Source organism: Parasynechococcus sp., assembly GCF_042954325.1.
Taxonomy (GTDB): Bacteria; Cyanobacteriota; Cyanobacteriia; order PCC-6307; family Cyanobiaceae; genus Parasynechococcus.
In genome coordinates this window covers 13,544-39,928 of sequence record NZ_JBGKDS010000053.1, presented here as the reverse complement: position 1 = coordinate 39,928, position 26,385 = coordinate 13,544, and the positions used below count along the sequence as shown (strand labels likewise).

Annotated in this window: 31 protein-coding genes and 1 tRNA gene; 15 read left to right on the top strand and 17 right to left on the bottom strand. The window is 63.5% G+C overall.

The annotated features are described in order from the left end of the window. From ACGVKB_RS07790 to sufR, 7 genes are all read right to left on the bottom strand, one after another. Positions 1-774: phospholipase D-like domain-containing protein (locus ACGVKB_RS07790; RefSeq protein ID WP_392350808.1), on the bottom strand; the 774-nt coding region annotated here is incomplete at its 3' end. 43 nt (positions 775-817) lie between these two features. Then, a complete protein-coding gene (locus tag ACGVKB_RS07785) occupies positions 818-985 on the bottom strand; it encodes a hypothetical protein (RefSeq protein WP_392350818.1) in 168 nt (55 codons plus the stop codon). A 22-nt stretch (positions 986-1,007) separates the two neighbouring features. Beyond that, positions 1,008-2,099, bottom strand: a complete 1,092-nt coding sequence (locus ACGVKB_RS07780; RefSeq protein ID WP_392350806.1) for a DUF4912 domain-containing protein — start codon at positions 2,097-2,099, stop codon at positions 1,008-1,010. Between the two features lie 185 nt (positions 2,100-2,284). Continuing rightward, positions 2,285-3,061, bottom strand: coding sequence for a phycobilisome rod-core linker polypeptide (locus ACGVKB_RS07775; protein WP_392350804.1), 777 nt, complete (start codon positions 3,059-3,061; stop codon positions 2,285-2,287). Positions 3,062-3,150: 89 nt separating this feature from the next. Beyond that, on the bottom strand, positions 3,151-3,744 hold the full coding sequence (locus ACGVKB_RS07770) for a phycobiliprotein lyase (RefSeq protein ID WP_392350802.1): 594 nt from the start codon (positions 3,742-3,744) through the stop codon (positions 3,151-3,153). A gap of 4 nt (positions 3,745-3,748) precedes the next feature. After that, positions 3,749-4,099, bottom strand: a complete 351-nt coding sequence (locus tag ACGVKB_RS07765; RefSeq protein ID WP_392350800.1) for a hypothetical protein — start codon at positions 4,097-4,099, stop codon at positions 3,749-3,751. Next, positions 4,096-4,740: an iron-sulfur cluster biosynthesis transcriptional regulator SufR gene (gene sufR / locus ACGVKB_RS07760; RefSeq protein WP_392350798.1), complete on the bottom strand. Its 645-nt coding sequence runs from the start codon at positions 4,738-4,740 to the stop codon at positions 4,096-4,098. Before sufR ends, ACGVKB_RS07765 begins: the two co-directional genes overlap by 4 nt. Positions 4,741-4,878: 138 nt before the next feature. Between sufR and ACGVKB_RS07755 the strand changes: the two genes are divergently transcribed. The 5 genes from ACGVKB_RS07755 to ACGVKB_RS07735 are packed head-to-tail and all read left to right on the top strand — an operon-like array spanning position 4,879 to position 9,985. Continuing rightward, positions 4,879-5,235, top strand: coding sequence for a ferredoxin-thioredoxin reductase catalytic domain-containing protein (locus tag ACGVKB_RS07755; protein ID WP_392350796.1), 357 nt, complete (start codon positions 4,879-4,881; stop codon positions 5,233-5,235). Between the two features lie 5 nt (positions 5,236-5,240). Next, entirely contained in the window at positions 5,241-6,683 is a 1,443-nt protein-coding gene (gene sufB, locus ACGVKB_RS07750) for a Fe-S cluster assembly protein SufB (protein ID WP_392350794.1), read from the top strand. Between the two features lie 43 nt (positions 6,684-6,726). Then, the gene (sufC, locus tag ACGVKB_RS07745; RefSeq protein WP_392350792.1) at positions 6,727-7,515 is read left to right on the top strand and encodes a Fe-S cluster assembly ATPase SufC; all 789 of its coding nucleotides are present in this window, start codon (positions 6,727-6,729) and stop codon (positions 7,513-7,515) included. Positions 7,516-7,517: 2 nt separating this feature from the next. After that, the gene (gene sufD / locus ACGVKB_RS07740; protein ID WP_392350790.1) at positions 7,518-8,702 is read left to right on the top strand and encodes a Fe-S cluster assembly protein SufD; all 1,185 of its coding nucleotides are present in this window, start codon (positions 7,518-7,520) and stop codon (positions 8,700-8,702) included. Next, a complete protein-coding gene (locus ACGVKB_RS07735; protein WP_392350788.1) occupies positions 8,699-9,985 on the top strand; it encodes a SufS family cysteine desulfurase in 1,287 nt (428 codons plus the stop codon). The genes sufD and ACGVKB_RS07735 overlap by 4 nt, the downstream gene beginning before the upstream one ends. Here the strand turns inward: ACGVKB_RS07735 and ACGVKB_RS07730 are convergent, their stop codons facing one another. The 3 genes from ACGVKB_RS07730 to ACGVKB_RS07720 all read right to left on the bottom strand — a co-directional run bounded on the left by ACGVKB_RS07730 (position 9,986) and on the right by ACGVKB_RS07720 (position 13,759). Next, positions 9,986-10,327, bottom strand: coding sequence for an MscL family protein (locus ACGVKB_RS07730; RefSeq protein WP_392350786.1), 342 nt, complete (start codon positions 10,325-10,327; stop codon positions 9,986-9,988). A 93-nt stretch (positions 10,328-10,420) separates the two neighbouring features. Then, complete coding sequence (locus tag ACGVKB_RS07725) at positions 10,421-11,764, bottom strand: ammonium transporter (RefSeq protein WP_392350784.1); 1,344 nt, start codon at positions 11,762-11,764, stop codon at positions 10,421-10,423. 84 nt (positions 11,765-11,848) lie between these two features. Further along, a complete protein-coding gene (locus ACGVKB_RS07720) occupies positions 11,849-13,759 on the bottom strand; it encodes a S9 family peptidase (RefSeq protein WP_392350782.1) in 1,911 nt (636 codons plus the stop codon). Between the two features lie 63 nt (positions 13,760-13,822). Between ACGVKB_RS07720 and def the strand changes: the two genes are divergently transcribed. The 3 genes from def to ACGVKB_RS07705 are packed head-to-tail and all read left to right on the top strand — an operon-like array spanning position 13,823 to position 15,287. Further along, positions 13,823-14,428 (top strand): peptide deformylase, encoded by a 606-nt coding sequence (gene def, locus ACGVKB_RS07715; protein ID WP_392350780.1) that lies wholly within the window; start codon positions 13,823-13,825, stop codon positions 14,426-14,428. 4 nt (positions 14,429-14,432) lie between these two features. Then, the gene (locus ACGVKB_RS07710) at positions 14,433-14,630 is read left to right on the top strand and encodes a hypothetical protein (protein WP_392350778.1); all 198 of its coding nucleotides are present in this window, start codon (positions 14,433-14,435) and stop codon (positions 14,628-14,630) included. A gap of 51 nt (positions 14,631-14,681) precedes the next feature. Further along, positions 14,682-15,287, top strand: a complete 606-nt coding sequence (locus tag ACGVKB_RS07705) for a DUF3747 domain-containing protein (RefSeq protein ID WP_392350776.1) — start codon at positions 14,682-14,684, stop codon at positions 15,285-15,287. Here the strand turns inward: ACGVKB_RS07705 and ACGVKB_RS07700 are convergent. Then, positions 15,221-16,840, bottom strand: a complete 1,620-nt coding sequence (locus ACGVKB_RS07700; protein WP_392350774.1) for a YifB family Mg chelatase-like AAA ATPase — start codon at positions 16,838-16,840, stop codon at positions 15,221-15,223. The genes ACGVKB_RS07705 and ACGVKB_RS07700 overlap by 67 nt on opposite strands. Before the next feature lie 78 nt (positions 16,841-16,918). Here ACGVKB_RS07700 and ACGVKB_RS07695 point away from each other — a divergent pair, with 78 nt between their 5' ends. From ACGVKB_RS07695 to ACGVKB_RS07685, 3 genes are read left to right on the top strand one after another with little or no spacing between them, the layout of a single operon-like run. Then, positions 16,919-17,260 carry a histidine triad nucleotide-binding protein gene (locus ACGVKB_RS07695; RefSeq protein ID WP_392350816.1) on the top strand — a complete coding sequence of 114 codons (342 nt, stop codon included), beginning with the start codon at positions 16,919-16,921 and terminating at the stop codon, positions 17,258-17,260. 24 nt (positions 17,261-17,284) lie between these two features. Next, entirely contained in the window at positions 17,285-19,264 is a 1,980-nt protein-coding gene (locus tag ACGVKB_RS07690; protein ID WP_392350772.1) for an ABC transporter ATP-binding protein/permease, read from the top strand. Positions 19,265-19,273: 9 nt separating this feature from the next. Beyond that, complete coding sequence (locus ACGVKB_RS07685; RefSeq protein ID WP_392350770.1) at positions 19,274-19,468, top strand: chlorophyll a/b-binding protein; 195 nt, start codon at positions 19,274-19,276, stop codon at positions 19,466-19,468. 4 nt (positions 19,469-19,472) lie between these two features. On the opposite strand, the gene ACGVKB_RS07680 is transcribed toward ACGVKB_RS07685, so the two are convergent. Genes ACGVKB_RS07680 through psbX form a run of 4 tightly spaced genes read right to left on the bottom strand, consistent with a single transcriptional unit; the run spans position 19,473 to position 21,643 of the window. Continuing rightward, positions 19,473-19,985 carry a TolB family protein gene (locus ACGVKB_RS07680; RefSeq protein ID WP_392350768.1) on the bottom strand — a complete coding sequence of 171 codons (513 nt, stop codon included), beginning with the start codon at positions 19,983-19,985 and terminating at the stop codon, positions 19,473-19,475. Further along, complete coding sequence (locus tag ACGVKB_RS07675) at positions 19,982-20,464, bottom strand: hypothetical protein (RefSeq protein WP_392350814.1); 483 nt, start codon at positions 20,462-20,464, stop codon at positions 19,982-19,984. Before ACGVKB_RS07675 ends, ACGVKB_RS07680 begins: the two co-directional genes overlap by 4 nt. 29 nt (positions 20,465-20,493) lie before the next feature. Next, positions 20,494-21,462 (bottom strand): Ycf66 family protein, encoded by a 969-nt coding sequence (locus ACGVKB_RS07670; protein ID WP_392350767.1) that lies wholly within the window; start codon positions 21,460-21,462, stop codon positions 20,494-20,496. Positions 21,463-21,520: 58 nt separating this feature from the next. Beyond that, positions 21,521-21,643, bottom strand: a complete 123-nt coding sequence (gene psbX, locus ACGVKB_RS07665) for a photosystem II reaction center protein PsbX (RefSeq protein ID WP_392350765.1) — start codon at positions 21,641-21,643, stop codon at positions 21,521-21,523. 87 nt (positions 21,644-21,730) lie between these two features. Here psbX and ACGVKB_RS07660 point away from each other — a divergent pair, with 87 nt between their 5' ends. Further along, the gene (locus ACGVKB_RS07660; protein ID WP_392350763.1) at positions 21,731-22,051 is read left to right on the top strand and encodes a YggT family protein; all 321 of its coding nucleotides are present in this window, start codon (positions 21,731-21,733) and stop codon (positions 22,049-22,051) included. Here ACGVKB_RS07660 and accC read toward each other — a convergent pair whose 3' ends face one another. Beyond that, positions 22,052-23,398: an acetyl-CoA carboxylase biotin carboxylase subunit gene (accC, locus tag ACGVKB_RS07655; protein ID WP_392350761.1), complete on the bottom strand. Its 1,347-nt coding sequence runs from the start codon at positions 23,396-23,398 to the stop codon at positions 22,052-22,054. It abuts the gene before it with no gap. A gap of 111 nt (positions 23,399-23,509) precedes the next feature. Here accC and ACGVKB_RS07650 point away from each other — a divergent pair. From ACGVKB_RS07650 to msrB, 3 genes are all read left to right on the top strand, one after another. Next, positions 23,510-23,591: transfer RNA gene (locus ACGVKB_RS07650), tRNA-Leu, on the top strand. A gap of 53 nt (positions 23,592-23,644) precedes the next feature. Further along, complete coding sequence (locus ACGVKB_RS07645; protein ID WP_392350759.1) at positions 23,645-24,871, top strand: glycosyl transferase; 1,227 nt, start codon at positions 23,645-23,647, stop codon at positions 24,869-24,871. Positions 24,872-24,900: 29 nt separating this feature from the next. After that, the gene (msrB, locus tag ACGVKB_RS07640; RefSeq protein WP_392350757.1) at positions 24,901-25,302 is read left to right on the top strand and encodes a peptide-methionine (R)-S-oxide reductase MsrB; all 402 of its coding nucleotides are present in this window, start codon (positions 24,901-24,903) and stop codon (positions 25,300-25,302) included. Here the strand turns inward: msrB and ACGVKB_RS07635 are convergent, their stop codons facing one another. Next, a complete protein-coding gene (locus tag ACGVKB_RS07635) occupies positions 25,303-26,352 on the bottom strand; it encodes a PRC-barrel domain-containing protein (RefSeq protein ID WP_392350812.1) in 1,050 nt (349 codons plus the stop codon). Positions 26,353-26,385: the final 33 nt, after the last annotated feature.

Below are 26,385 nucleotides of genomic sequence, written 5' to 3'. Positions count from 1 at the left end.
GAGCCCAAAGCGACTATTGGCTTCACCCCCGGGTCCATCGCCCCACATCTGCAGGAATTCCGTTCGGAACACGGCGGCGAGCTCACGGCTCTCCAGGCGCAGCAGATGGTTCACGTTGCCGCGGGTCCGCGGTGCGTTGGCATCCCCATGCAGGCCTGAGGCGGTGAAGTTGGCGCTGCCCGTGATCACCACCTGCTGATCGATCACCACAAATTTGTGGTGCATCAAACCACTTCCGCGGCTGCCGTCTGCGGTGTCATCGATCCACGGAATCCGATGCCTGTTGAGGATGGCGATGGCGTCGCCGTGAAAGGCCTCCTCCGGTGTTGTGATTCCGTCGTTGTCCTGATCCGCGAGGGCTTGGAGTTGATCCCAGCGCTGCCGTTGATGCTTCGGCAGGTGGCTTCTGAGTTGCAGGCTCCAGGGCTCGCTGTAGTTGTTTTCCAGAATCAGGCGAACATCAACATCCCTTTGCTGGGCCCGAACCAGTGCCGTTGCAATCGTTGGACGTGAAAGCTCCTGAACGGCGATCCAGATCTCCCGTTCAGCAGCCTCAATCCCTGTGATCAGCAGTGCTTCGAGGTTGTCTCCATCGCGCCATTGCCCAGAGATCGGGCTTTGATAGCGGGCGTCGCTGCGATGGTTAAACAGCACGGCAATCGGTGTTTGCTCTTCCAGGGCCTTGGCTTCTGGACCAATCACACGCCCCGGTTGGCTGCATCCGCTGCAGATCCAGGACGCAACAGCCAAGAGCAAGCCCAAGCGCTGGTTCAAAGCACCGAATCCACTGTCTTGAGAGGGTTCCCCGAATTTGGTCTTAGTGGGGCATTTCAGACGTCTTGAGCATCGCGATGAACCAGAACGAGCTCAGGACAAGGGCGACGAGAACGCCGGCTCCGATGCCGACGCGGGTCATGACCAGGGGAACGACCAAAGGAAACGCCATCGCTCCCGCAAGGGGAGTGATGGCGACAAACCAACGCATCATTGGAGGAATCCGGTAGGGATCAGAACCACTCAGCCCGTGCTTCGTGGGCCGGGTTGCTGTTGTCTTCGGGGGTTTCACGCTCGAAGTTGAGGGTGATGTTGCGCTTCTGCTCGCCGTCAGCGGCGGTGGCTTCGATGGCATAGACCTGCTCACCGTCGCGGAAGGGCACTTGGATGCGGAAGGTGCCATCGGTGGAGAGGGGCACTTCTTCGCCGCCGATGGTGAGGCGGGCCGACGGATCGGTGGCGCCGTAGACGATCAGCTCAGCATCAGCGACCAGCCAGAAGGAGCGCTGACGGGGGGCCACTCCGCCGATGCCGGATTCGTTGCGGCCGCTGGCCCAGAGGCCGGAGCCGGAATCACTCAGGCCGAATTGATCCGCTCCTGAGCTGGAATCAATCGCTTCCTGGAATTCCTCGGAGCCGACGCGACGGCGACGGTAGTGAACCGTGGCGCTCTGATAAAGCCGCTCGTGCAGTCCGCTGTCGGTGGTTTCGACGTGGGTGGACACGCTTTGAGGTGCGGGCGCTGCGGGTGCTTCGGGCGCTGATTCGAGGCTGAAGGGAACGAACTGATCCAGGATCTGTTCGCTGGGGTGCAGAGCCGGAACACGGGCGACCGAGGAGAAGGCCAGCGACATCCAGGTGGTGTTGATCCGGTAGCCCAGTTCGACCCGGTAGTCGCGGTCGCACAGCGGTACAGGCAGGTACCACTCGGTGCTGTGGCTATCGACAGGAACTTCCTGCAGCGTGTGGGGATGGGCGTTGCCGTCCTGCATGCCGGTCACGTCGGCCAGACGGAGGCAAAGACGGCTGGCGCCTTCCTTCTGGGCGCGCTTGCGATCGGTGTCGGCAATTTCCCAGAACACGTAGGCCCATTGGGGATCGCGGGGGAGGAACACCACCCGTGTTTCCGAGGAATCGATGCTCGGAGCCGTCAGCTCTTGCTCGATGGCTTTCAGGTCACCGCCACGCTTTTCTTGACGTTCAGCAACCTCACCCACCAACGCTTGCTTGCTCTTTCGGCTGTACAGCGGAACGCCCAGCTCACTGGCAATCGTGCGCAGTTGACGGAGGGTGAGACGTGCCAGTGATGAGAGGGTTTGGGACACGTCCAAGCTCCAGGTTTCGTTTGGGATCATTGTGAGCCCAAAAAATGCCTTTCGAACCGTGACGATCGTTAGGGTCAGTGGATCCTGACCCTCCACCGGGTCGGATTGATCGGGATCGCAGTGCTGGACATAAAAAAAGCAGGGACATGTCCCTGCTTTTTTTTGTGATGAGTGAGTGTTTTGACTCAGCGACCGATGCTGCGGTACGGAACCTTGGAGAGGTAGTCCATTTCGGCGTTGGTGCTCGGCGATGCGCCGCGGGCATTGGCGATGCCGGCAACCCAAGGCAGGTAATCGGAAGGGGAACCGCCGCGGGTAATTTTGGCGCGGGCAGGCAGCTTCTTGCTGGGGCCACCGGAGTAGACCACCTGAGGGAAGCCCAGGATGCCGCGGTAGTACTCGTCGTAGCGGGGGCTGGTGATGTTGAACGGGGTCTCGCCCAGCTCCCGGCCAGGAAGCACGCGGTTGCGTTGGGATGGAACCGTGTCGTAGCCGAAAGCATCCAGGTATTCCTGGCTGTCCAGCAGCACATCCACCAGGCCCTCGACACCCTTGGTGGCGATCACGATCGACCAAGCAATCTCTTCCGACTTATTGCTCTTGCGACCCAGCAGCTTCTCGACAAGGTGGCGAACCACCTTGTAGTTGCTGTTCATCCCGTAGAAGCTGCGCTTGAAGGTGTCGGACAAGCACAGGCCACGAACGAAATCGCGGACGGTGATCTGACCGCTGCGCAACTGGGATTCCAGGTTGACGTCGCGATCGGATTTGAAGGCGTGGAAATAAATCTGGCGGTAACCGCTTTCGATCACGGTGGTCAGGTTGTCCTGATCCATGGCGATCTCCATGGAGTTCGCCCGGGGCGTGTCATCTGACTTCACCCGTAGAGCCGCCACCCGAGCGTTCTGGGTGGTCGGTGCGTACTCCAGAAGGGGAATGGCCACGCGAGCTTCAGCATCCACTGCTGCGGATCGTAGAAGTGACTGCCCGTGCTCTCTCAAACGGCTGTTACAGCGATTACATCCCGTAATAGTCGGCTGAGTATTGATGCCTACCAGCCGAAGGGCGACCCAGTGCTGGCGGGGCGTGTTGCCGTTGCGGCTTCCTGCGGCTCATCGAGCTGACGCGTCTCCATGCAGAAGGAGGCGTTGTTGGAGAGGCCTTGGACGGTGCTGGTGCGCAGGCGCAGATTCGGGCCCGCGAACCAGAAGCGCTCCAGGGAGCTCATCATTTCGTAGTCCGTGGTCAGGATCAGACCGTTCTCGTCGTCCATTCGGAACTGGCCGGCCACCGGTGCCTTTTCGGCGTAGCCACGGTCCCGCAGCAGCAGGCCACTGCGGCCGGCGTCGTCGGTGGGGATCAGGCCAAACATGGTCTGGTCTTCATGGGATTCGCCGGCCCGGTCCCAGGCCATCGAGCCGCTCCAGCGCACCCAGCAGCCACCGATGATTCGGCTGACCTCTTCGCCGTTGCGTTCAGCGATCTCGGCCAGTCGTGCGTCACCTTTCTGGAGCTCCTCCACCACGATGAACGAAGCTCCGGCTTCAGCCCGGCGGTGCAGGAGGTGGTGCTGGCTCCGTTGCGAACGCCAGCGGCCGCAACTCAGGCGGAAGAAGCTGAGGGCGTCGGTGATTTCCAGGGTCATCGTCTCAGCCGGGCTGGGGAGATGATGGCAGTTGGGCGGCCGCGGAAGCGATCAGATCGCCGACGCTGAGCTCCAGTGGCCGGCGGCCCAGTGGCTCGGCCACAGCTTCGAGCTGTTGGGCGGCTTGTTCCAGCTGGGCCAGCAGATTGCGCATGAAGGCTGGATCCTCGGCGACGATCGGCTGTTGCTCGCACCAGCGCCGTCGGCTGGCGGCATCAGGCAGTGCGCCGGAGGTGTCGTGCTCCATGGCGCGGAAGCTGTCCAGACAGTGCGCCAACACCCGGAGATGATGGCGCTCACGGCTCGGCAGCAGGCTGGCATCAATCTCGGCGATGACCGCGGCGTCGATGCTCATGCTCTGGCGTCCGGCGTGATGCGGAAGCCGCAGGCATGGCCACCTTCCAGGCGCCAATGCACCCGTTCCACGGCGCAATCAGGGACGGTTCGGCGAATCAGGAGGAGTTCTTGGTCGCAGATCGCTGGGAACTCTTCGGCAATGCGCTGCACCGAGCAATGCACCTCCTGCAGACGCCAGCTCTGGCCGTCGTCATCCGGGCTGCAGAGGGTGACGTAGCCCTCGTCCCGTCGCAGGTCCGCCAGGCGTTCCAGCCGTTCCGCCAAGGGACCATCGCCAAGCAATCGGCGGTAGTGCTGGGCTTTGTCTTCGGCCTGTTGGTTGAGCAGATCCCGGACGGTTTGCTCCGGGAGTGAGGCTCGCATCGAGTCGAGCAGTCCCAAAGCAAAGCGGCCGCTGCCGTCGGGGAAGCGGTCCCGCCCCTGGCCGGTGAGGCGCCAGCGGTAACTGGGGCGGCCTGGTCCCTTGGAGGGGCAGCTTGATTCGATTAATCCCTCGTTTTCCAGGGCGCGCAGATGACGGCGCATCGCCTGCACGGAAATGGTCAGCTGCTCCGCCAGGTCGCCAGCCTCCATTTCGCCCTGCTGTAAAAGCAGATTGAGCACGGTGTCTCGGGTGCTGGTCTGGGCCGAAGCGCTCATGAACGAATCACGCTCACCACACGATGCCATCGAATCGCGCCAGTCGGACCGCACAATGGACATCCCGCTGTTGCGCATCCTTTTGACCTAGGGTGCGGGAAAGGAAACCGCGGGGTTTCGTAATTCACCGCCGTCCTCATGCCCGACGCCGCTCCTGAGCCGACAGCCGAAAGCCTTGAAGTGATCCGCAAGTTTGCGGAAACCTACGCCCAGCGCACGGGGACCTATTTCTGTGCCGAAGCCAGCGTTACGGCGGTGGTCTTGAAGGGATTGGCTCGCCATAAAGACGAACTGGGTGGTGCCCTCTGTCCTTGCCGCCACTACGAAGACAAAGAGGCTGAGGTGTCCCAGGCGTTCTGGAACTGCCCCTGCGTGCCGATGCGCGAACGCAAGGAATGCCACTGCATGCTCTTCCTGACAGAAGACAACCCCTTCGCCTGCCCGAATCAAACGCAGACGATCACCACCGAAACCATCCACGCCACGGCCAGCTGAGCCCCATGACCAGCACCTCCACGCGGGATCTTGTGAGCCAGCCGTACAAGTACGGCTTTGTGACCGAGATCGAGACCGAGAAAATTGCCAAAGGTCTCAGCGAAGAGGTCGTTCGTCTGATCTCGGCGAAAAAAGAAGAGCCTGAATTCCTGCTCAATTTCAGGCTCAAGGCGTTCCGCCACTGGTTGACCTTGGAGGAGCCCGATTGGGCCTCCCTCGGCTATCCGCCGATCGATTACCAAGACATCATTTATTACGCGGCTCCCAAGCAGCAGGACGCCAAGAAAGCCAGCCTCGATGAGGTGGATCCCAAACTGCTCGAAACATTCGACAAGCTTGGGATTCCGCTCAGTGAGCAGAAGCGGTTGAGCAATGTGGCCGTGGATGCTGTGTTTGACAGCGTCTCGATCGCCACCACCTACAAGGAGAAGCTGGCCGAGCACGGTGTCGTGTTCTGTTCCTTCACTGAGGCGGTCAAGGAATGCCCCGAGTTGATCGAGCGTTACTTGGGCACGATCGTTCCCAGTAATGACAACTATTTCGCCGCCCTCAATTCAGCGGTCTTCAGTGATGGCTCCTTTGTCTTCATTCCCAAGGGCGTCGAGTGCCCGATGGAACTCTCTACCTACTTCCGGATCAATTCGGGCGATACCGGTCAGTTCGAACGCACTCTGATCGTCGCGGAAGAGGGGGCATCGGTGAGTTATCTGGAGGGATGCACGGCTCCGATGTTCGACACCAATCAGCTGCATGCGGCTGTGGTCGAACTGGTGGCTCTCGATGACGCCTCGATCAAATACTCCACCGTCCAGAACTGGTACGCCGGGGATGAGAACGGTGTGGGTGGGATCTACAACTTTGTGACCAAGCGCGGCCATTGCCGCGGCGCCCGCAGTCGCATCAGCTGGACCCAGGTGGAGACCGGTTCGGCCATCACCTGGAAGTACCCCAGCTGTGTGCTTCAGGGGGCTGACTCCGTTGGCGAGTTCTATTCGGTGGCCCTCACCAACAACCGTCAGCAGGCCGATACCGGCACGAAGATGGTTCATGTGGGCCCGCGCACCCGCTCCACGATCGTCAGCAAAGGAATCAGTGCTGGGCACTCCAGCAACAGCTATCGCGGCCTGGTGCAGATGGGCCCCGCAGCCAAAGGTGCCCGCAATTACAGCCAGTGCGATTCGATGTTGATCGGGGATCAGGCGGCCGCCAACACCTACCCATACATTCGTTCGCAGCAACCGCAGGCCGCCATTGAGCACGAAGCCAGCACCTGCCGGATCTCCGAAGACCAGCTCTTCTATCTGCAAAGTCGAGGCATCGGCTTTGAAGAGGCGGTGTCGATGATGGTCAGCGGCTTCTGCCGCGATGTGTTCAATCAGCTGCCGATGGAGTTTGCCGCCGAAGCCGACAAACTGCTCGCTCTCAAGCTTGAGGGATCGGTGGGATAGATCCCATTCCGTTCGCTGTTCCTCCTTCGTTTTCTCCCCACACGTGATTCGCCCCGACGCCGAGCTTCTTCTCGACATCACCGACCTGCATGCGTCCGTTGACGATCAGCCGATCCTCAAAGGCGTCAACCTTCAGGTGCGTGCTGGTGAGATCCATGCCGTCATGGGTCGCAATGGCAGCGGCAAAAGCACCCTCTCCAAGGTGTTGGCTGGGCATCCCGCCTACCGCGTCACCGGTGGTTCCGTTCGCTATCGCGGCACTGACTTGTTTGAGCTTGAGCCTGAGGAGCGGGCTCGGCTGGGGATCTTCCTGGGCTTCCAGTACCCCGTTGAAATCCCCGGGGTCAGCAACCTGGAGTTTCTGAGGGTGTCCACCAATGCCCGTCGCGAGAAGCAGGAGCTTGAGGAGCTCGATACCTTCGATTTTGAAGACCACGTTCACGAGAAGCTGAAGGTGGTTCAGATGGACCCTGCGTTCCTGGAGCGCAGCGTGAATGAAGGCTTTTCGGGTGGTGAGAAGAAGCGCAACGAGATCCTGCAGATGGCCTTGCTGGATCCGGTGGTCGCGATCCTCGACGAGACCGATTCAGGCCTGGACATCGACGCCCTGCGGATCGTGGCCGGTGGGGTCAATCAGCTGGCCACCGCGGACAACGCCACCCTGCTGATCACCCATTACCAGCGCCTGCTGGATGAGATCACCCCGGACTATGTCCACGTGATGGCTGCCGGACGGATCCTGCGCACCGGTGGACGTGAGCTCGCCCTTGAACTGGAGCAAACCGGCTACGACTGGGTTGACCGTGAGCTGGCCGCTCAGGGAGTGGCCTGACCATGACGGTGTCCTTGATGGATGGGCTGCTGGAGCCCGTGCAGGCCCGCGGTCGTGCGGCTTTGGAACGTTTGGGTCTGCCCACCCGCCGTCAGGAGTCCTGGCGCTTGAGTGATCTCAAGCGTCTGGGGGCTGTGGCCCAGATGGAGCTGGCCCAGACACCGGCCGAGCGGCCCATGCCGGAAGCGACGGCTGTGCGACTTGTGCTTGATGGCATCCATGACCCCCTGGATGGCGTGACCTTGCCGGAGGGGGTCACCCCCGTGCAGGCCACCGATCTGCAACAGGCTCTCGGCCACACCTTGGACCGCTGCGGTTGCGCGGGTGACTGGCCGGTTGAGTTCAACCATGCCACCGCCACGCGGATCCTGGCGCTTCGGATCCGTGGTTCCGTTCCGCCGTTGGAACTGGTGGTGAATGGTGGCTCTGGTTTGGTCGCCACCCGGGTTTTGCTGTTGCTGGAAGAGAAGGCTGAACTCGAGTTGCTCGAGGTTGTCTTGGCCGATGGCCATGCGGCGCACAGCCACGTGCTTGAGGCGCATCTGGGCCAGGAAGCCCAGTTGCGTCATGGCCTGCTGGCGTCGGCCGATGGGACGGCGTCGCTGCTCGCTCATCTGACCGTGGAACAGGAGCCCCGCAGCGCGTACGCCTTGACCTCCGTCGTCGAAGGCTGGGCCTTCGGGCGGGTGGAGCCCCGTGTTGTGCAGGTGGATGGGCAGGCCCAAACCACGATGAAGGGCTTGGCGGTCACCAGTGGAGAGCAGCAACTGGCGACCCATACGGCTGTTCGCTTCGGAGGTCCTGAGGGTGAGCTCGATCAGCTGCAGAAGTGCTTGGCCGCCGATCGGTCCCACACGATTTTCAATGGTGCGATCACGGTGCCCCGCGAGGCCCAGCGCACCAATGCGGCTCAGTTGAGCCGCAACCTGCTGTTGTCCGATCGGGCACGGGTGGATACGAAACCGGAGCTGGAGATCGTTGCCGACGATGTGCGTTGCGCCCACGGTGCAACGGTGTCCCAACTGCAGGAAGACGAGCTTTTTTATCTGCAGAGTCGGGGCATTGCCGCCGCCGATGCCGCCGCCCTGCTGCTCCAGGGGGCCTGCCAGGAGATTGTGGATCAGCTTCCCTCCGCAGCACAGGCCTGGTCTCCGCTGCAGCGGGTGATGAAGGGTTTGCGCTCATGACGGCAACCGAGACCACTTCGGCACGATTGCGTGATGATATCGACACGATTGCGAGTCGATATCGTGCTGATTTTCCGATTTTGGCCCAGCTCGCGCCCTCGGGCGAGCCTCTGATCTATCTGGATCATGCGGCCACAAGTCAGAAGCCGCGTCAGGTGCTCGATGCCTTGCAGGGCTACTACGCCTCCGACAACGCCAACGTCCACCGCGGAGCCCATCAGCTCAGCGCCCGGGCCACGGATGCCTTCGAAGGCGCCCGCACGATCACCGCTGAGTTCGTCTCGGCGGCCAGCCCGCGCGAGATCGTGTTTACCCGCAACGCCAGCGAGGCGATCAACCTCGTGGCGCGCACCTGGGGTGACGCCAACCTCCAGGCCGGCGATGAAGTGCTGCTCACGGTGATGGAGCACCACAGCAACCTCGTGCCGTGGCAGCTGCTGTCCCAGCGCACCGGCTGTGTGCTGCGCCACGTCGGCGTCACCGACAGCGGTGAACTCGACCTCGATGATTTCCGGGCCAAGCTCAACGCCCGCACCCGTCTGGTCAGCCTGGTGCACATCAGCAACACGCTCGGCTGCTGCAATCCGCTCGAGGAGGTCATCCCCGCAGCCCACGCCGTGGGTGCTCTGGTGCTGGCCGATGCCTGCCAGAGCCTGGCCCACAAGCCGATTGACGTGGTCGCTCTCGACCTCGATTTTCTGGTGGGGTCATCGCACAAGCTCTGCGGTCCCACCGGCATGGGATTTCTCTGGGCTCGAGAGACGCTTCTCGAGGCGATGCCGCCCTTTCTTGGGGGTGGCGAAATGATCCAGGACGTCTTCCTCGACCACAGCACCTGGGCGGTGCTGCCGCACAAGTTCGAAGCCGGAACCCCGGCCATCGGTGAAGCCGTTGGTATGGGAGCGGCCCTGCGTTACCTGCAAGCGGTCGGTCTGCCCGACATCCAGGCCTGGGAGGCGCAACTCACCGGTCATTTGTTCGATCGCCTCCAGGCGATCGAAGGGCTGCGTGTGCTCGGCCCCACCCCGGAACAGCAGCCGGAGCGAGGGGCGCTGGCGACCTTCGTTGTGGACGGCATTCATGCCAATGACATCGCTGCCCTGATGGATGCGTCTGGCATCTGCATCCGCAGTGGCCACCACTGTTGTCAGCCGCTGCACCGCCACTACGGTTTCACGGCTTCAGCGCGGGCCAGTCTCAGTTTCACGAGCACGTTTGACGAAATTGACCGCTTCAGCGATGAACTGGCCTCCACGGTCTCCTTCCTTCGCGACCACAGCTGATCAACTTTCAGGGCTGCCTGGGTCCTGGAGGTTGTGGCTGCCGATCCGTTCCACCCGCTTCAGCGCTTGGAGGATGAGGAACAACGCCCAGGCCACCAGCAGTCCTTCGACAAAGGTGTCGAGCAGTTTGCCGACCGCAATGGCCCCCCCGAAATAGGGGATGACGAGGTCTTTGTAGCTGCCGTGGGGGATGAAGGGATTCAGCAGCGGCATCAACAGATCCCTGGAGAGGCTGTCCACGATCTTGGTGAACTGCTGGCCGACCACCACGGCGATGGCCAGTGACAGGGCATTGCCTTTCGAGAAGAAGAACTCTCTGAATTCTTTCCACCAACGGGTCATGGCCGCACTCTCCTGGCTGGTCTGATCCCAACCAAGGTCCCAACTCGGCCCTGGTCCTGCAAGACCAAGGCCGGATTGATCACGGAGTTGTCATCAGTCGAACACCGGTGAGCCCGCGCGCTCGGCATAGGCCTCTTCGCCGTGTTCCTCAATGTCCACGCCCAGGCGTTCGGCGTCTTCCTCCACCCGGAAGGGCACCCCGCACTGGCGCAGCGCCAGGGCGATGACGACCGTGCCGGCGGCCGCAAGCCCGTAGGCCACCAGGACGGCCTGGAGTTGGCCGAGGATCAGGCCGAGGCGTCCCTGTTCAGCCAGCACAGCACCGGCCGGATGGCTCTCGATCAGCGCGGCGCTGGCGAAGACGCCGGTGAGCAGGGCCCCGACGGTGCCTCCCACGCCATGGACCGCGAAGGTGTCCAGGGAATCGTCAAAGCGGAGGTGCACCTTGATCTGCACGGAGATGTAGCAGAGCACTGCTGTGATCGTCCCGATCGCCATGCCGGCTCCGGGGGTGACAAACCCGGCGGCCGGCGTCACGCCCACCAGTCCGGCGACGGCGCCGGTGGCCATGCCCACGGCGGTGGGTTTGCTGTCACGCCAGGTTTCGACCAGGGCCCAGGTCACCAGGCCCGCAGCGGCAGAAACATGGGTGGTGGTGAAGGGCAGTTCGGCGCCGCCGATGCTGAGCTGACTGCCGCCGTTGAAGCCGAACCAGCCGAACCAGAGCAGACCGGTGCCCAGGATGATCTGGGTGACGTCATGGGGCGGGCGCCCCGACTGAGGCCAGCCTTTACGTGAGCCGACAAGGCCCGCCAGGATCAGGGCCGTCACGCCGGAACTGATGTGCACCACCGTGCCGCCGGCGAAGTCCAGGTCTTTCCCGAGCAGTCCCCCGCCCCACACCATGTGGGCCAGCGGTGCGTAGACCACCAGCAGCCAGATCGGCGTGAACAGGCACCAGAAACGGAAGCTCAGTCGCTCCACGAGGGCGCCGGAGATCAAGGCCGGCGTGATGATGGCGAACATGCCCTGGAAGAGGGCAAACGACAGCCCTGGGATCGTGAGCCCCTCCCAGGTCTCGGAGAGGTTCTCCAGCAGCGCGTAGCTGAATGGGTTGCCGATCACCGCGTTCATCGACCCGCCATCCCCGAAGGCGAGGCTGAAGCCGACCGTGGCCCAGACCAGCGTGGCAATGCCCATCATCACGAGGCTCATCCCCATCGTGTTGAGCACATTGCGGCCCTGGACAAAGCCGCCGTAGAAGAAGGCCAATCCGGGGGTCATCAGCAGCACCAGGGCGCTGCTGACCAGGATCAGGGTGTTGTCGGCAGCGGCTGAGCCGTCGGCGGCATGGGCCGGCGACAGTGCGCCGAGCAGCAATTGCAAGGCTGGAACGCAAAGGGCGGCAATGCCCAGGCGCCCGAGACGGGATCGCACGACAGATTTTGGTATCTCTTGCTACCGAAACAGGCCGTCAAGCCCTTCGGGTGTTCATGGTGAACATTTCTGGTCGGGCTGAGATCAACCGTCAAGCGCCAGCTGGTGGCGGAAGAAGGTCTCGGTGCCCTCCAGCACCTGGATCTGGGTGGTTTGGTTGCGGAACCCATGCCCTTCGTTCTCGAACAGACAAACCTCCACGGGAATGCCATTGGCCCGGAGGGCGGCGGCCATGCGTTCGGTCTGCTCCGGTGGAACGACCTTGTCCTCCATCCCCTGAAAGAACAGCACCGGACAGCGGATCCGATCCGCATGCTGCAAGGGTGAGCGCGCGTTGTAGAGAGCCCGTTCGCTGGGCCAGCTCCCCACGAGCCCATCGAGGTAGCGGGCTTCGAAGCGGTGGGTGTCTTCGGCCATTGCGGTGAGATCACACACGGCATAGCGGCAGGCGCCGACCCGGAAGACATCGGTGAAGCACAGGCAGGCCAGGGTCGTGAAGCCCCCGGCACTGCCGCCTTCGATGGCGATCTGCTCGGGATGGGCTTTCCCTGCAGCGATCAGCGCCCGGGCGGCGGCGGCGCAGTCCTGCACGTCCACGTCCCCCCAGCCGCCGTTCAGCCGTTCCCGGTACGCGCGCCCGAAACCGGTGGATCCCCCGTAGTTCACATCCACGACCCCCCAGCCGCGGCTCGTCCAGTACTGGATGGCCAGGTTGAGGCCGCGGCGCGCCATGGCCGTTGGGCCGCTGTGGCTTTTCACCAGCAGCGGAGCTGGCCCGGTTGGCGCTCCCGCCGGTGGGTAATACCAGGCATGGGTTCGGACCCGCTGATGGCCCTCAAACCACAGCGGTTCAGCCACACTGATCGCCTCGATCGGCAGGGGGGACGCCACCGCCGGGGTGTGCCGCCAGGGTGTTGCGGCTCCCGGCCGAAGGTCGAGTTCCAGCAGGCCTTGGCCGGTGATGCTGTTGCTGGCGATGGCCACAGCGCAGCCGTTGCGGGCCCGTAATCCGGCCAGATCATCAAACGGTTGGTCGATCGTCTCGACGGCGCCATCGAGGCCGAGTTGGTTCAGCTGCCAGCGGCCGTCCCTGCAGACGGCTGCGAGCAGGTGCTCCCCGGTCCAGGCGGTGGTGCTCATGCCATAAATCCATTGCGGCATGGCGGTTTCCGCCTGCATCGGCCAGGGGCGGCTCCAAGGTTCTGTCGCGGGATCACGGAGCATCAGGTTCCACCAGCCGCTGCTGTCCTCGGCCACCAACAACGCTCCGCTGGGAAGCCATTGCGGTTGGAACACCGAGACCCCTGCCCCACCGGCAACGGTTTGCGGTCTGCCGAGGGTTCCGGCGGCATCGAGGGAGGCGCAGAGGAGCTGGCTGCTGTCCCAGGGCATGGCCGGTTGCTGCCATTCCACCCACGCCAGCTGCCCACCATCGGGACTCAGGCAGGCATAGCCCGCGAAGTCAGCGGGCTGATGCAGCAGCACCGGCTCCTGATCGGTCGCCTGAAGCGTCACCTCCACGAGCTGGTCGCCACCGTTGATCTCGCGGACACCGATCCATCGGTTGCGCCGCAGGTCGATCACGCCATCGGCGAGCTGCCATTCGCCCGGTTGCGTCAGCCGTCGCGGCGGCGCGTGCGGGGTTGGGGCTTCGTTGTCGGCTCCGGGCAGACTCCAGTTCTGGCTCCACAGGCAACCGTCCTGGCCGTCGATCCAGACCAGCAGCACGCCGTTGTTCTGTTCTGCCGCCGCGAGGACCCCGCCGCCGTAGTCGTGCACCCGGCTGCGCAGGTTGATGGGCTGCGGTGTCACTTCCGTCGGGGTTGCCTCCACATCCCCGAAGCGGCGGATCAAGGCGGTGGTGCGTCCCTGTTCATGGGGCCGCTGCTCGAGCCACAGCAGCCAGATCGCCCCATCGCGCCCCTCCAGCAGCTGGGGTTCCTTGAGGGCGGGGACTTTGCCGACGGCGCTCTGGCTTGGGAGTGGCTGTTGCATCACGGCTGGCTCATGACGGCTGAATCGGGCCGCTTAACATGCTGAATCAATGCGGAGGCGGTCTTGGCAGGAAGCTTTGCCCAGTTGGCACGAGCGGCTGACAAAGCTCGAGACACCATGTTGGTGCCGAAGGAGCCCCTCGAGACCCCCCCGCTGGAGATCCGCACCCTTGGCGCCGATGAGCTTCGCCAGAGCGCACGCCGCATCGGCAAGGTCAATGATGAGGTGCGGGAGCTGGCTCGCAACATGCTGCGCAGCATGTACACCGCCAAGGGCATCGGTCTGGCGGCCCCTCAGGTGGGCGTCAACCTGCAACTGCTGGTGATCGATCTCGATCTTGAGAATCCCGACGCCCCTCCTCTGGTCCTGATCAACCCGGAAATCACCTCAGCGAGTGCCGGGCTCGAGACCTACGAGGAAGGCTGCCTCAGTATTCCTGGGGTCTATCTCGATGTGGTGCGCCCGACGGCCATTGAAGTCAGCTATCGCGATGAGATGGGCCGTCCGAAAAAAATGAAAGCGGATGGTCTGATGGCCCGCTGCATCCAGCACGAAATGGATCACCTCAATGGAGTCCTGTTCGTGGACCGTGTCACCGATGAGGCTGGCCTTCAGAAGGAACTCAAGGATCATGGGTTCCAGCCCCAAGACGTTCAGAGCGTCGCCTGATTCCATGCCGATGAAACCCCTGGCCGGATTGTTCCTGGCCCTTGCCTGTGTCTTCGGTATCGCGAGCACCGGTTGCGTGTTTGAACTCGCCTATGGCGACCCTGACCTCGGTGTGAAACTCACCAGTTGGATCCTGGCCCTGGCCGCACCGGCGACGGTCGGGACACTTTTGGTAGCCATTCGGTTGAACAAACCGGCCTGATCGGGGCAGCTTCCCCGGCCAAGGACTTTTACGATCCGACCAGATCAGCCCTTGGCCGTGATTGCACGACATCTGCCTGCTGCCACCGGACTTCTTTTGTCCGGTGTGTTGGCCAGCCTTTCAACGGCCCATGCCCAGGGGTCGTTGTTCAATGCAGTCCCGGTCGACGAGTCCAATTTCGTGCTGGTGTCCGCCCCGATCGGCAGCGGTGCCCGCTCGCAGCTGAACATCTACGAGCAACGCTCCAACAAGCGCCCCTGCTTTGCGGTGAGCGGCGCGTCCCCCGCCGTCGTCGATCCGCTGCTGTCGACCTTTGATTTCAGCGGGATCTGCAACCGCTACATCGATGGCAACGGCTATTCGCTCAGGATCGGTGGAGATGACCTCGGCACCCGTTACCGGCTCACGGTGGTGAACACCGGCACCGACATGGAGTTGCTGGCGACGCCCACCCGTAATCCAGCGCAGCCGACCTTCGTGGTGGCCCGGGCCGGTGGGGCCAGCAGTGGCTTCCTCCAACTCAGCTTTGAGCCAGGCTGGAGCCTGAAGCGACGTGCCTACGGCACCAAAACCCTGGGCCACATCTACATCTATCGCGACGGCGCCACTGCCCCCGCCGCTGAGCCAGCCGCTGAGCCAGCCCCCGCCGCTGAGTGATCGTCCCGCAGCAGGTCGTCGCAGCGGAAGCAGCAGGCTTCGGCGACGGCATCCTCGTCAACCCTGGCTTGGTCGTGGAGATCGGCAATGGTTCGGCTGATCCGTAGCAGCTGGAGTCCGCTTCTGGTGGTGAGTCCGCGGCGGCGCACCACCTCCTCCCAGAGCTGCATCGCTCCGGACTCGATGGCCCCGACCTCTCCGAGCTCCTTGGCTTCGAGGCTGCTGTTGCTGCATTGAGCGGGGTTGCGCCGTTGCATCCGTTGGCGGGCCGCGGCGATCACGGCTGGATTCAGCCATGGGTCCGGTTGTGGAGGGTTCGGGCTCGGCTCCAGGCAGTGGCGCATCGCTGTGATCGAGGGGCGGTCGAGGCGCAGTTTCAAGTCCAGGCGATCGAGCAGTGGCCCCGAGAGCCGTTGCCAGTACCGCCGGCGTTGGCTTGGGCTGCAACGGCAGTCATGCTCCGGATCGCCCAGCCAGCCGCAGGGGCAGGGATTGGTGGCTCCGACCAGCGTGATCGCACAGGGATAGTCACTGTTGCCGCCGCTGCGTCGGAGTCGAATCACGCCGTCTTCCAGCGGTTGTCGCAGTCGATCGAGAAGCTGCCGGGGAAATTCAGCGAGTTCATCGAGAAAGAGCACTCCGTTGTGGGCCAGAGTCAGTTCCCCCGGCCTCGGCCGTAGGCCGCCGCCCAGCAGTGCCGCTGGTGAGCAGCTGTGATGGGGGGCGCGGAAGGGGCGTTGGCGTTGCAAGGCCGATGGGCCCTGGATCAGACCGGCGACCGAGCGAATCCGGGTCACGGTCAAGGCTTCCTCGTCGTCCATCGGCGGGAGCAGGTCCGCCAACTGGCGGGCGAGTCGGGTTTTGCCGCAGCCTGGGGGGCCGACCAGCAAGAGATGGTGGGCGCCGGCGGAGGCAATCGCCAGCGCCCGTGCACCTTGGCCCTGCAACGGCATCGGGTTGTCCGTTGGCTGGGGTTGGGCTGGCGCTGCAGTGGCCAGTGGGCTGGCTGGGGTCTGGGAGCCCGTCGTGGGGCACCACGGGCGTCGCTTCTGCAGCTGTTGCACCAGGCTGCTGAGGTCCTTGGCCGGGCGCACGTCCAGGGCTGGAATCAGGGCGGCTTCTAGGGCATTGCCCTCCGGGATCACCAGGGCAACGGCGTTGTGGGCAGCGGCACAGGCGGCGATGGCAATCGTGCCGCGAATGGGCCGCAGGCTGCCATCGAGGCCCAGTTCACCGGCGCACCAAAGGCCCTCCAGGTTGGGGCGGTCCAGCTGACCGCTGGCCGCCAGCAGGGCCAAGGCAATGGGGAGATCAAACGCCGGCCCTTCCTTGCGCTGATCCGCCGGTGCCAGGTTGACCACCACCCGCACCAAGGGCCCGCGGAAGCCGCTGTTGCGCAGGGCTGAACGCACCCGCTCCCGCGATTCCTGAATCGCCTTGTCCGGCAATCCCACCAGCTGCACGCCGGGCAGTCCCGGGGCGAGATCCACCTCCACGGTGACCGGGTGGGCGTCGAGGCCTTGCAGCGTTGCACTGAGACAGCGTGCCAGCATTTGATGGACGAGTGGCGCAGTGGTTTGATGCCCCGGCCGTCACATCTCGTCGGCTGTACACCCCCTCTGATGGAGTCCATGGCCAACGACACGATCTTCGGCAAGATCCTCCGCGGGGAGATCCCCTGTGATGAGGTGTACAGCGATGAGCGCTGTCTGGCCTTTCGCGATGTGGCCCCCCAGGCGCCGGTGCATGTGCTGGTGATTCCGCGTCAGCCGATCGAAAGCCTGCGGTCGGCGGTTGAGGCCGATGAAGCGCTGCTGGGGCACCTGCTGGTGGTGGTGGCGAAGGTGGCCAAACAGGAAGGTCTGGACGACTGGCGCACGGTGATTAACAGCGGTGCCGGTGCCGGCCAGACCGTCTTTCACCTCCATGTTCACGTAATTGGCGGTCGTCCGCTGGCCTGGCCCCCCGGCTGAGGTTCCGCTGGTCAGAATGCGCGCATGACCGCAACCGCTTCAGGACCCTCTTCGGGTCTGAGCCGGCAGCTCACCAAGCTGCGCAACCTGGCTCAACCTTTCTTTTTGCCGCTCGATCAGTCCTCGGGCTGGCAGTTCACTGGGCTGCTGATCGCTCTGCTGTTCTGCGTCGGTGGTTTGGTGCTGATCGCGCTGACCGGCGGGATCAGCCTTCTGGAGCAGCTGGTTCCTGCGCTGACTGAAAAATATTTCGGGGGGATCGCCTCCACGATCGACAGGATCTGGTCCGGTTGGTGGGGGGCGGCCTTTACGGGACTGTTCCTGTTGGGTGTGGCCTCGTTCGTGGCGATGCGCCAGCAGCTGCGCCATCGCCGCTGGCTGCATTGGCTGATGCTCGGGATCATCGTGCTGATGCTGCTCACGGTGAATGGCATCAATGCCGGCATCGGTTTCATCGCGCGCGATCTCACCAATGCGCTGGTGTCGAAACAGGAGGACGGGTTCTTCCGCATCCTGATTATTTATGCCTGCTGTTTTGTCGTTGCTTTACCGATTCGCACCGCCCAGATCTTCTTCACGTTGAAGCTTGGGCTGGTTTGGCGGGATTGGTTATCGCGCAGTTTGATCGGTGATTACCTGCGCAACCGTGCGTATTACGTTCTCAATCCGAACGATGAGCAAGACACCGAACTCGACAATCCTGATCAGCGGATCACCGACGACACCCGTTCTTTTACGGCCCAAAGTCTCCAGTTCACCCTTGGTATTTTTGATGCCTTACTGACATTCTCGCTCAATATTCTGATCCTTTGGAGTATTAGTCAAACCCTCACCTACGCCTTGTTTGCTTACGCGGTGGTGGCCACGACAGTGCTGGTGGTGGCGGGTCGTCGCTTGGTGCGGATCAACTACGACCAATTGCGTTACGAGGCTGACTTCCGTTACGGCTTGGTCCATATCCGTAATAACGCTGAGTCGATTGCCTTCTATTCCGGGGAGGAGCCGGAGCGTCAGGAGACCACCCGCCGCCTTGGCTCAGTGGTGCGCAATTTCAACCTGTTGATCATCTGGCAAGTGATCATCAGTGCGATGCAGCGTTCCGTCGGTTACGCCGGCGTCTTCTTCCCCTATCTGGTCATGGCCGGTCCCTACTTCGCCGGTGACATTGATTACGGCCGCTTTGTTCAAGCCGGCTTCGCGTTCAACATGGTTGAGGGATCGCTGCTGTTTGTGGTCAATCGCATCGATGATCTCGCTCAGTTCACGGCGGGGATCACCCGCCTGGAAGGGTTTCAAAGCCAGGTTGAGCACGTCAGCCGTCAGGCCTCGCCCGATCGAGGTTCAGGGGCGAATTCCATCGTTGTGCGTCATGCCGATCTGACCCCGCCTGGAGCCAATAAGCCCATCCTGCGGGACCTCAGCTTGAGCATTTCTGAGTCGGAACGCCTGCTGGTGGTGGGACCCTCAGGCTGTGGCAAGACGTCGTTGCTGCGGATGATCAGCGGTCTTTGGGCCCCCAGCAGCGGTGAGGTGAAGCGTCCGGACACCGGTGATCTGCTGTTCATTCCTCAGAAGCCCTACATGTTGTTGGGCTCCCTGCGAGAGCAGCTCTGCTACCCCACCGATGAGAGCAAGTTCAGCGACGACCAATTGCGGCACGTGCTGGAGGAAGTCAACCTCAGCACCCTGGTGGAGCGCTATCCGGATTTAGACGTCAAACAGGACTGGCCGCGGATTCTCTCCTTGGGTGAACAGCAGCGTCTGGCTTTTGGCCGACTGTTGCTGAATGCACCCCGCTTTGTCGTTCTGGATGAAGCCACGAGCGCTCTGGATGTGGCCACGGAAGACCACCTCTACCAACTGCTGCGCCAGCGGGATCTGGCTGTGATCAGCATCGGCCACCGCCCCACTCTCACGGCATTCCATGACACCGTTCTGGAAGTCAATGGTGACGGCAGCTGGCGAGTGATGCCGGCGACCAGCTATGACTTCGGGCGATCCTGATCCGGCCGGATGACATCTCCCAGCGAGAACGCCAACGAAACCTCCACTCCATCGGCCACAACGACGGATGTTCCTGCCTTTGGCTGGAGCGGCTACGCCGAGCGGGTGAATGGTCGCTTCGCGATGCTCGGCTTCGTCGCCGTGCTGTTGATTGAGGCCCTCAGCGGCGAGACCTTTCTGCGCTGGGCTGGGCTTGTGCCTTGAGTGATCAAGGCAAGCGGATCAGGTCCACGTCCCAACGCCCGTTGCGGCTGATCTGGACGGCCAGCTGACGGCCCTGGGCATCCAGGCTGACGGCCCTGGGAACTCCCGGTGGATCGATGGGCAGGGTCTGGACTGTTTCACTGTTCCGCCGGTACAGAACGAGTTCCGTGCGGTTGGCACGCTGGCGGACCACCGCCAACCGGCGCCCGTCGGCGCTGACACTCACGCTGATCGGCAGGGCGTCGCCCCGGTTGAGTCCTGGGACGGGCACCGGGCGTCGGCTGTTGAGATCAATCAGGTCCACCCGTTCGCGGCCCTGTCTGCGGTTCAGGCTGGCCAGCCAGCGCACGCCCATGGCGGGTTCCCGTCGGGCGTCGGCGGTTTGACGCAGGACGGCATTGAGATCATTGATCGGAAGCGCCCTGGGGCCACCGCAGCCCATCAGTGGCGTGAGCAGTCCCAGCGCCAGCAGCGAGGCCAGGGCATGGGACCGGTGGAGCGGCGGGATTGGCGTCATGGGTTGAGCCCCGCCGGGCGATCCGCCTCCAGCAGATCGGAGAGGTCCAGCAGTTCCACCCGCCACTGCCCCTGGCTGGCCACCTGCAGGGCCAGTTGGCTGGCATCGGGGGAGAGGCTCAGACGAATGGGATCACGGCCTCCCGGCAGCGGCAGCTGATGGATTCGACCGGTCAGGCGGTCAGCGATCACCGCCAGGCGCCGTTGCCCCCGTTGGCTGATCAAGGCGAGGTAACGCCCGTTCCAGCTGAGCGACGGTGAGCTATGGGGTTGATGCCGTTTCAGCTGCGGTAAGGCCAGGATCGAGCCGGTGCTGAGGTCGCGCAGTTGGACGGTTGGGCGTCCGCGCAGCTCGGTGATCACCGCGAGCAGGCGACCACTGCCGCTCAAGGCAGGATCCTGCTGGTTGCGATCGCCCAGGGCACCATCAGCCCGCTGGGCCCTCGGGGCGATACAGCCAGCCAGCCCAAGTGCCAACAGGCTGATCAGCAGCGGGCGAAGGAGTGGCGTCAGTCGTCGAAACGGGAACTGTTATCCCGGGGGCGTGAACTGCGTGGAGCCGGACGGCTGCTGCCGGATCCTGAGCTTGGACGGGTGGACGGGCCGGGTTGCTCTGGAGCGCCTGGGGCAGTCCCGTCTGCCGCCGGCGGCCGGGACGACGTCGGCCGGGATGATCCTGGCCGCGGTGACCCGGGACGGGCAGGGGGTGCACTGCTGTAGGCCGCATCCTCAGCTCCCGAGCGCATCGGACTGCCTTTGGGGATGCCCTGCTGTCCGCTGCTTCGGGTGTCGTCAGCGTTGTCGCTGAAGCGGCTGGAGCTTGGGGCGGGGCGGCTACCCCGGCGCTGTTCTTCCCGTTGCTGACGCCGCTCGCCGAAATCGGGTCGCTGCTCATTGCGCTGTTCACCGGCCCGGAACCGGGCCATGCGACGGGAGCTTTCATCGGGCTGGTCCCAGTCCGACTCGGGGCGGGGCCGTCGACTGGCGGCCTGTTCGGGGATGGCAGCACGACTGCTGCGCCGGGGGCGGTAAAAGTCGTCCTCCGGACGGTCGTCCATCTCGGCATCACGGCCGCCGAAACGCCGCCGCAGCGGTTGTGGCTCATCGAAGCGGTCGTAGCCGTCATCCCAGCCGCCGCGGAGATCACCACCGGGGCCCCGGGGTGCCGGGGCCGGTTCGTCGTCGAAATAGGCGGACCGTCGGGCTTGTTCCGTCGCGACGCCGCGCAGGCGCACACTTTCGTAGGCGAAGAACACGGTGGTGCCCGCCAGCAGGAACTGACCGAACTGGAGAATCGGGTCCAATCGCCAACCCTGGAAGAAAAGAATTCCTCCACAGAGCAGGCCGATGGCCGCAAAAAAGACGTCGTAGTCGCGAGCCAGGGCTGGCTTGAACGACCGCATGAAATACAGCAGGGCGCCACCCACTGCCAGCACGATGCCGACGATGCTGGCCCAATTCAGACTGGCGTTAACCAAAGAAGCGCCTCCTCGTGACCTTTAGTTTACGAGCGGCGCCAGGTCGGCTTCGAGGTGATCAGAGCTTGCGGTCCACCTGATCGGTCTGGCTGATCAGGACTAACGCGATGGTGGCGGGCACGACAACGATCAGTGCTCCCCAAACGAGGCTGCTCAGAAAATTGGAGAGGGAGGAAGTCATGGCGGTGGTGCACTCACGTCAAAGCCTGGTTGATCCTAGGGATTCACATCAGCTTTCTACGATGTCGCGACGAATGCTTTGAGCTTTGTGACGCCACTGCTGATCCAGGTCCTGCCGATCCTGCACCTGGCGCTTGGTTTGCTGCTGGCGGCCTGGACCCTGACGTTTCTGCTGCGCATCGTCCTGACCTGGTATCCGCAGATTGATCTGAGCCAAGGGCTCTGGCGTGTGGTGGCCGTTCCCACGGAGCCGTTGCTCTCGCTCACCCGAAAAGTCGTCGCTCCGATCGGAGGGGTGGATGTGACTCCGGTGATCTGGGTCGGCCTGATCAGCCTGGTGCGTGAACTGTTGGTCGGTCAGCAGGGCCTGCTGTCGTTGGTGCTGATGCGGGCCCAGTCGTTGGCCTGATCAGGGCAGCATGTCCTGCTCGACAAATTTGGTATGCACGTCCCCGCGGATGAATTCCGGGCGGTTCAGCATCTCAAGATGGAAGTCCACCGTTGTTGGGATGCCGGTGACGGCGCATTCGTTGAGGGCGCGCTTCATGCGTGCCATGGCATGTTCGCGGTCGGTGCCCCACACGATCAACTTGCCGATCAGTGAGTCGTAGAAGGGGGGGATGTCGTAGCCGGTGTACACATGGCTGTCGACCCGGACGCCAGGGCCACCGGGCGGAAGCCAGCCGGTGATCCGGCCGGGGGCCGGGCGGAAGTTGTGCCGGGCGTCTTCCGCATTGATCCGGCATTCGATCGCGTGGCCGCGGAGCTGAATGTCTTCCTGGCGGACGCTGATCGGCTCACCACCGGCGATGCGCAGTTGTTCGGCGATCAGGTCGATCCCCGTGACCATTTCGGTCACCGGGTGCTCCACCTGGATGCGGGTGTTCATCTCCATGAAATAGAACCCACCGTCGCGATCCAGCAGGAATTCCACGGTGCCGGCGCCTTCGTAGTTGATGCTGCGGGCCGCAGCGACGGCGGCATCCCCCATGCGCTGACGCAGCTCGGGATCCAGGGCCGGGCTGGGGGCTTCTTCCAGCAGCTTCTGGTGGCGGCGCTGGATCGAGCAGTCCCGTTCACCAAGGTGAACCACGTTGCCGTGGCGATCGGCCAGCACCTGCACTTCGACGTGGCGGGGCCGGTCGATGAATTTCTCCATGTACAGGCCCGGGTTGCCAAAGGCGGCTTCCGCTTCGCCCTGGGCGGCCTTAAACAATGAAGTGAGTTGATCGGGCCCTGGAACCAGGCGCATGCCACGGCCACCGCCGCCCGCTGTGGCCTTGATCATCACCGGATAGCCCATCTGTTCGGCGAGCTTCGCGGCTTCCGCCGGGTTGGCGAGCAGACCTTCACTGCCGGGAACGCAGGGAACGCCCACCGACTGCATCGTCGTTTTGGCCGTGGACTTGTCGCCCATCGATCGGATCGCGTGGGGCGATGGACCGATGAAGGTGATTCCGTGGTCTTTGCAGATCTCAGCGAACTTGTCGTTTTCGGCTAAGAAGCCGTAGCCCGGGTGGATGGCGTCCACACCCCGGGAGGTCGCGGCCGCCAGGATGTTGTGGACGTTCAGATAGCTCTTGCCGCTGATGGCTTCCCCCACACAGACGGCTTCGTCAGCTAGCTGCACATGCAGGGCGTCTTTATCAACTGTGCTGTAAACGGCCACCGTGGCGATTCCGAGCTCACGGCAGCTGCGCAGAATTCGTAGGGCGATTTCGCCGCGGTTGGCGATCAGCACTTTGCCGATGGGCATCCGCGCGTCCAGGCAGAGGCCGGATCGTATCAGCGACAACCGGCTTGAAGAAGGGGGACCCCCTGCCCGGTATGATCTTCCTGAGGACGCCCGCGGGGCTGAATCAACCACGCGGATGTGGTGGAATTGGTAGACACGCACGTTTGAGGGGCGTGTGGCTTCGGCCTTGCGAGTTCAAGTCTCGCCATCCGCACTTTTTTTTCTGTGGCAACAATCGCGTCGCCGTCTGGAGTTGCCATCGTTCTGGTGGCGAATGGTCCGGGCGAGTTGACGACTTGGGTGCGTCCCCTGGCCGAGCGTCTGCACGCGATGTTGCCGCTGCGTCCCAGGGTCCCCGATGCGCCGTCCAGCCTGGAGCTGGTGCTCGTGCCTTGCCCCAATGCCACGGGCCATGAGCATGGTGCGGCGCGGCCCTGGCATCAGTTCGACCGCATTGTTCCGGCGGCTCAGTTCTGGAGGTTATTGATCCAGCCCCGGCGATATGGCGTCTGGCCCCGTCGTGGTGTGGTCGTCTTCCTGGGTGGTGATCAGTTCTGGACGGTGCTGCTTTCGGCGCGCCTCGGGTATCGCCATGTCACCTACGCCGAATGGGTCGCCCGTTGGCCGCAATGGAATGACCGAATTGCCGCCATGTCGGAGGCGGTGCGGGATCAGCTGCCGCGGCGGTATCGCGAGCGCTGCCGGGTGGTGGGCGATCTGATGGCGGATCTGTCGTCCTTTGCCAGCCATGACGACCCGTTGCCCGACGGCGAATGGATTGCCTTGCTGCCGGGATCCAAGCGGGCCAAGCTCAGTGTGGGAATGCCTTTTTTCCTCGAGACGGCCGATCGCCTGGCCCGCCGTCGTCCTGGAGTTCGCTTTCTGTTGCCGGTGGCCCCGACCACCAGCGTGGCTGAGTTGCTCCACTACTCCGGACCTGAGAACCCGATCGCCCGCTGCTATCGCACAGCGGTTGAGGGGGTGGACGGTGAGGAGCTGGTCACAGCGGCCGGCACCCGCATTCGTTTACTCCAGCGTCATCCGGCCCATGGCCCCCTGAGCCAATGCACGCTGGCCCTGACCACGGTTGGTGCCAACACAGCCGAACTCGGTGCCCTTGCCGTGCCGATGATCGTGGTGGTTCCCACCCAACACCTGGAGGTGATGCAGGCCTGGGACGGCGGTTTTGGGTTGCTGGCCCGTCTGCCGGGATTTCGCCGCATCATCGGCGTGCTGCTGACCGTCTGGCGTTTGCGCAACAACGGTCTGATGGCCTGGCCCAACATCAGTGCCGGACGCCGGGTGGTCCCCGAACGCGTGGGGGCGATCACCCCGGACGACATCGCCAGCGAAGCCAACATGTGGCTGGAGGCGCCGGAGCGTCTCGCCGCCCAGCGGGAGGAGCTGCGTGCCCTGCGGGGACAGCCCGGAGCGGTGGCGGCCCTGGCCGATGAAGTGCGCCAGCAGCTCCCCCGGGCCCTGGGATCTGCTTAGCGTGCTGAGCCGAGATCGTTCCTTTCTCCATGAGCAGCTCCGAGTCCATCCAACGCACGGCCGAGGAGTGGAAGCAGTCCCTGACCCCTGAGCAATTTCAGGTTGCCCGTTGTGGAGGCACGGAGCGCGCCTTCACCGGGGCCTACTGGAACAACAAGGCCACTGGGATGTACCACTGCGTTTGCTGTGATGCCCCCCTGTTCAGCTCGGACACCAAGTTCGATTCCGGGACCGGTTGGCCCAGCTTCTGGGACGGCGTGAGTTCCGACGCCATCACCACCAAGCAGGACGTCAGCCACGGCATGGTACGCACTGAAATCAACTGCGCCCAATGTGACGCTCACCTCGGCCATGTCTTTGGTGATGGTCCCGCTCCCACCGGACAGCGCTACTGCGTGAACAGTGCGTCGCTGTCGTTCAAAGCCAGCTGATCACCAGGGATCATCCAGGTCCTGGTCATCGCGACTGGGGCCTGGATCGTCTTGGCGGCTGGGGCGTCGCACCGGTTCCACGTCCAGCGGAGCTCCGGGTTGTTGCACCGGTCGCCGCGCCGCCGGCGCTGGCCCCCGCCGCTCGTCTTGGTAACGGTCCTCTTGATAGCGATCCTCGAGGCGTTCGTCGCGGTAGCGCGGCTCATCCCGACGGTTGTCGTAACGGTCGTCGTAGGGGTCAAGGGACTGTTCATCGAGATAGCGGCGCTGCACCTGCGGCTCCCGGCGCTGCTCGTCAATCTCCACATAGTCGAGGTTCTCTTCGACGTCGAAGCGTTCGCTGGTTGCGGCCTGCAGGCTGCGTTGCTCCTGCTCCACCGCCTGGCCGGAACTCAGTTGGTTCTCCACCGGAACCAGGTTGACCCGATAGCGCTCCCGCTCCTGCTCTTCCCAGCTGGGGCCGCCGACCCCCAGTTTTTCCAGCACACCACTGCTGAGCTGCTTGAGTTTGTCTTCGGCACCCTCGTACACAATGATGCGGTCCGGGCCGCTGCTGACGATTTCTTCGACCGGCATCTCCCACGTCGACAGCACACCTTCCCCCAGCAGGGGCACGCCGAGGGCCCCCATCACCAGGGTGGTGAGCTCTCCGGTTTCGATATCAAAGGCAAAGCCGAGCACCCGACCCAGCTGACTGCCGGATTCGGTGATCACCTGGCAGTTGATCACCCGGCTGTAGCGCTCCGGATCGAAGTTTTCGCTGAGGGAATCTGCGGAATCGACCAGGATCACGTCGCCGACCTGACGGATGCGATCCAGCGGCATCCAGCGCGGCAGGCCCGGCAGGAAACGGGTCAGAGGGTTGTCGCGCAGGCCGAGGGCCACCACTTCGCGACGGTCAATGTCAACGATGACCTCGCCCACCACACCGAGCCGTCGTCCGCTGTCGCGGGTGATCACCTGGGTGCCCATCAGCTCGGAGCGCAGCCAGAGGCGGTCACTGGGCACGCCGGTGGTGAGGGCGTCGTTTTGGGATGGGGTCGGGGTCAAGCGCGGGCCCTCGGCCATGGACTTCGAGACATT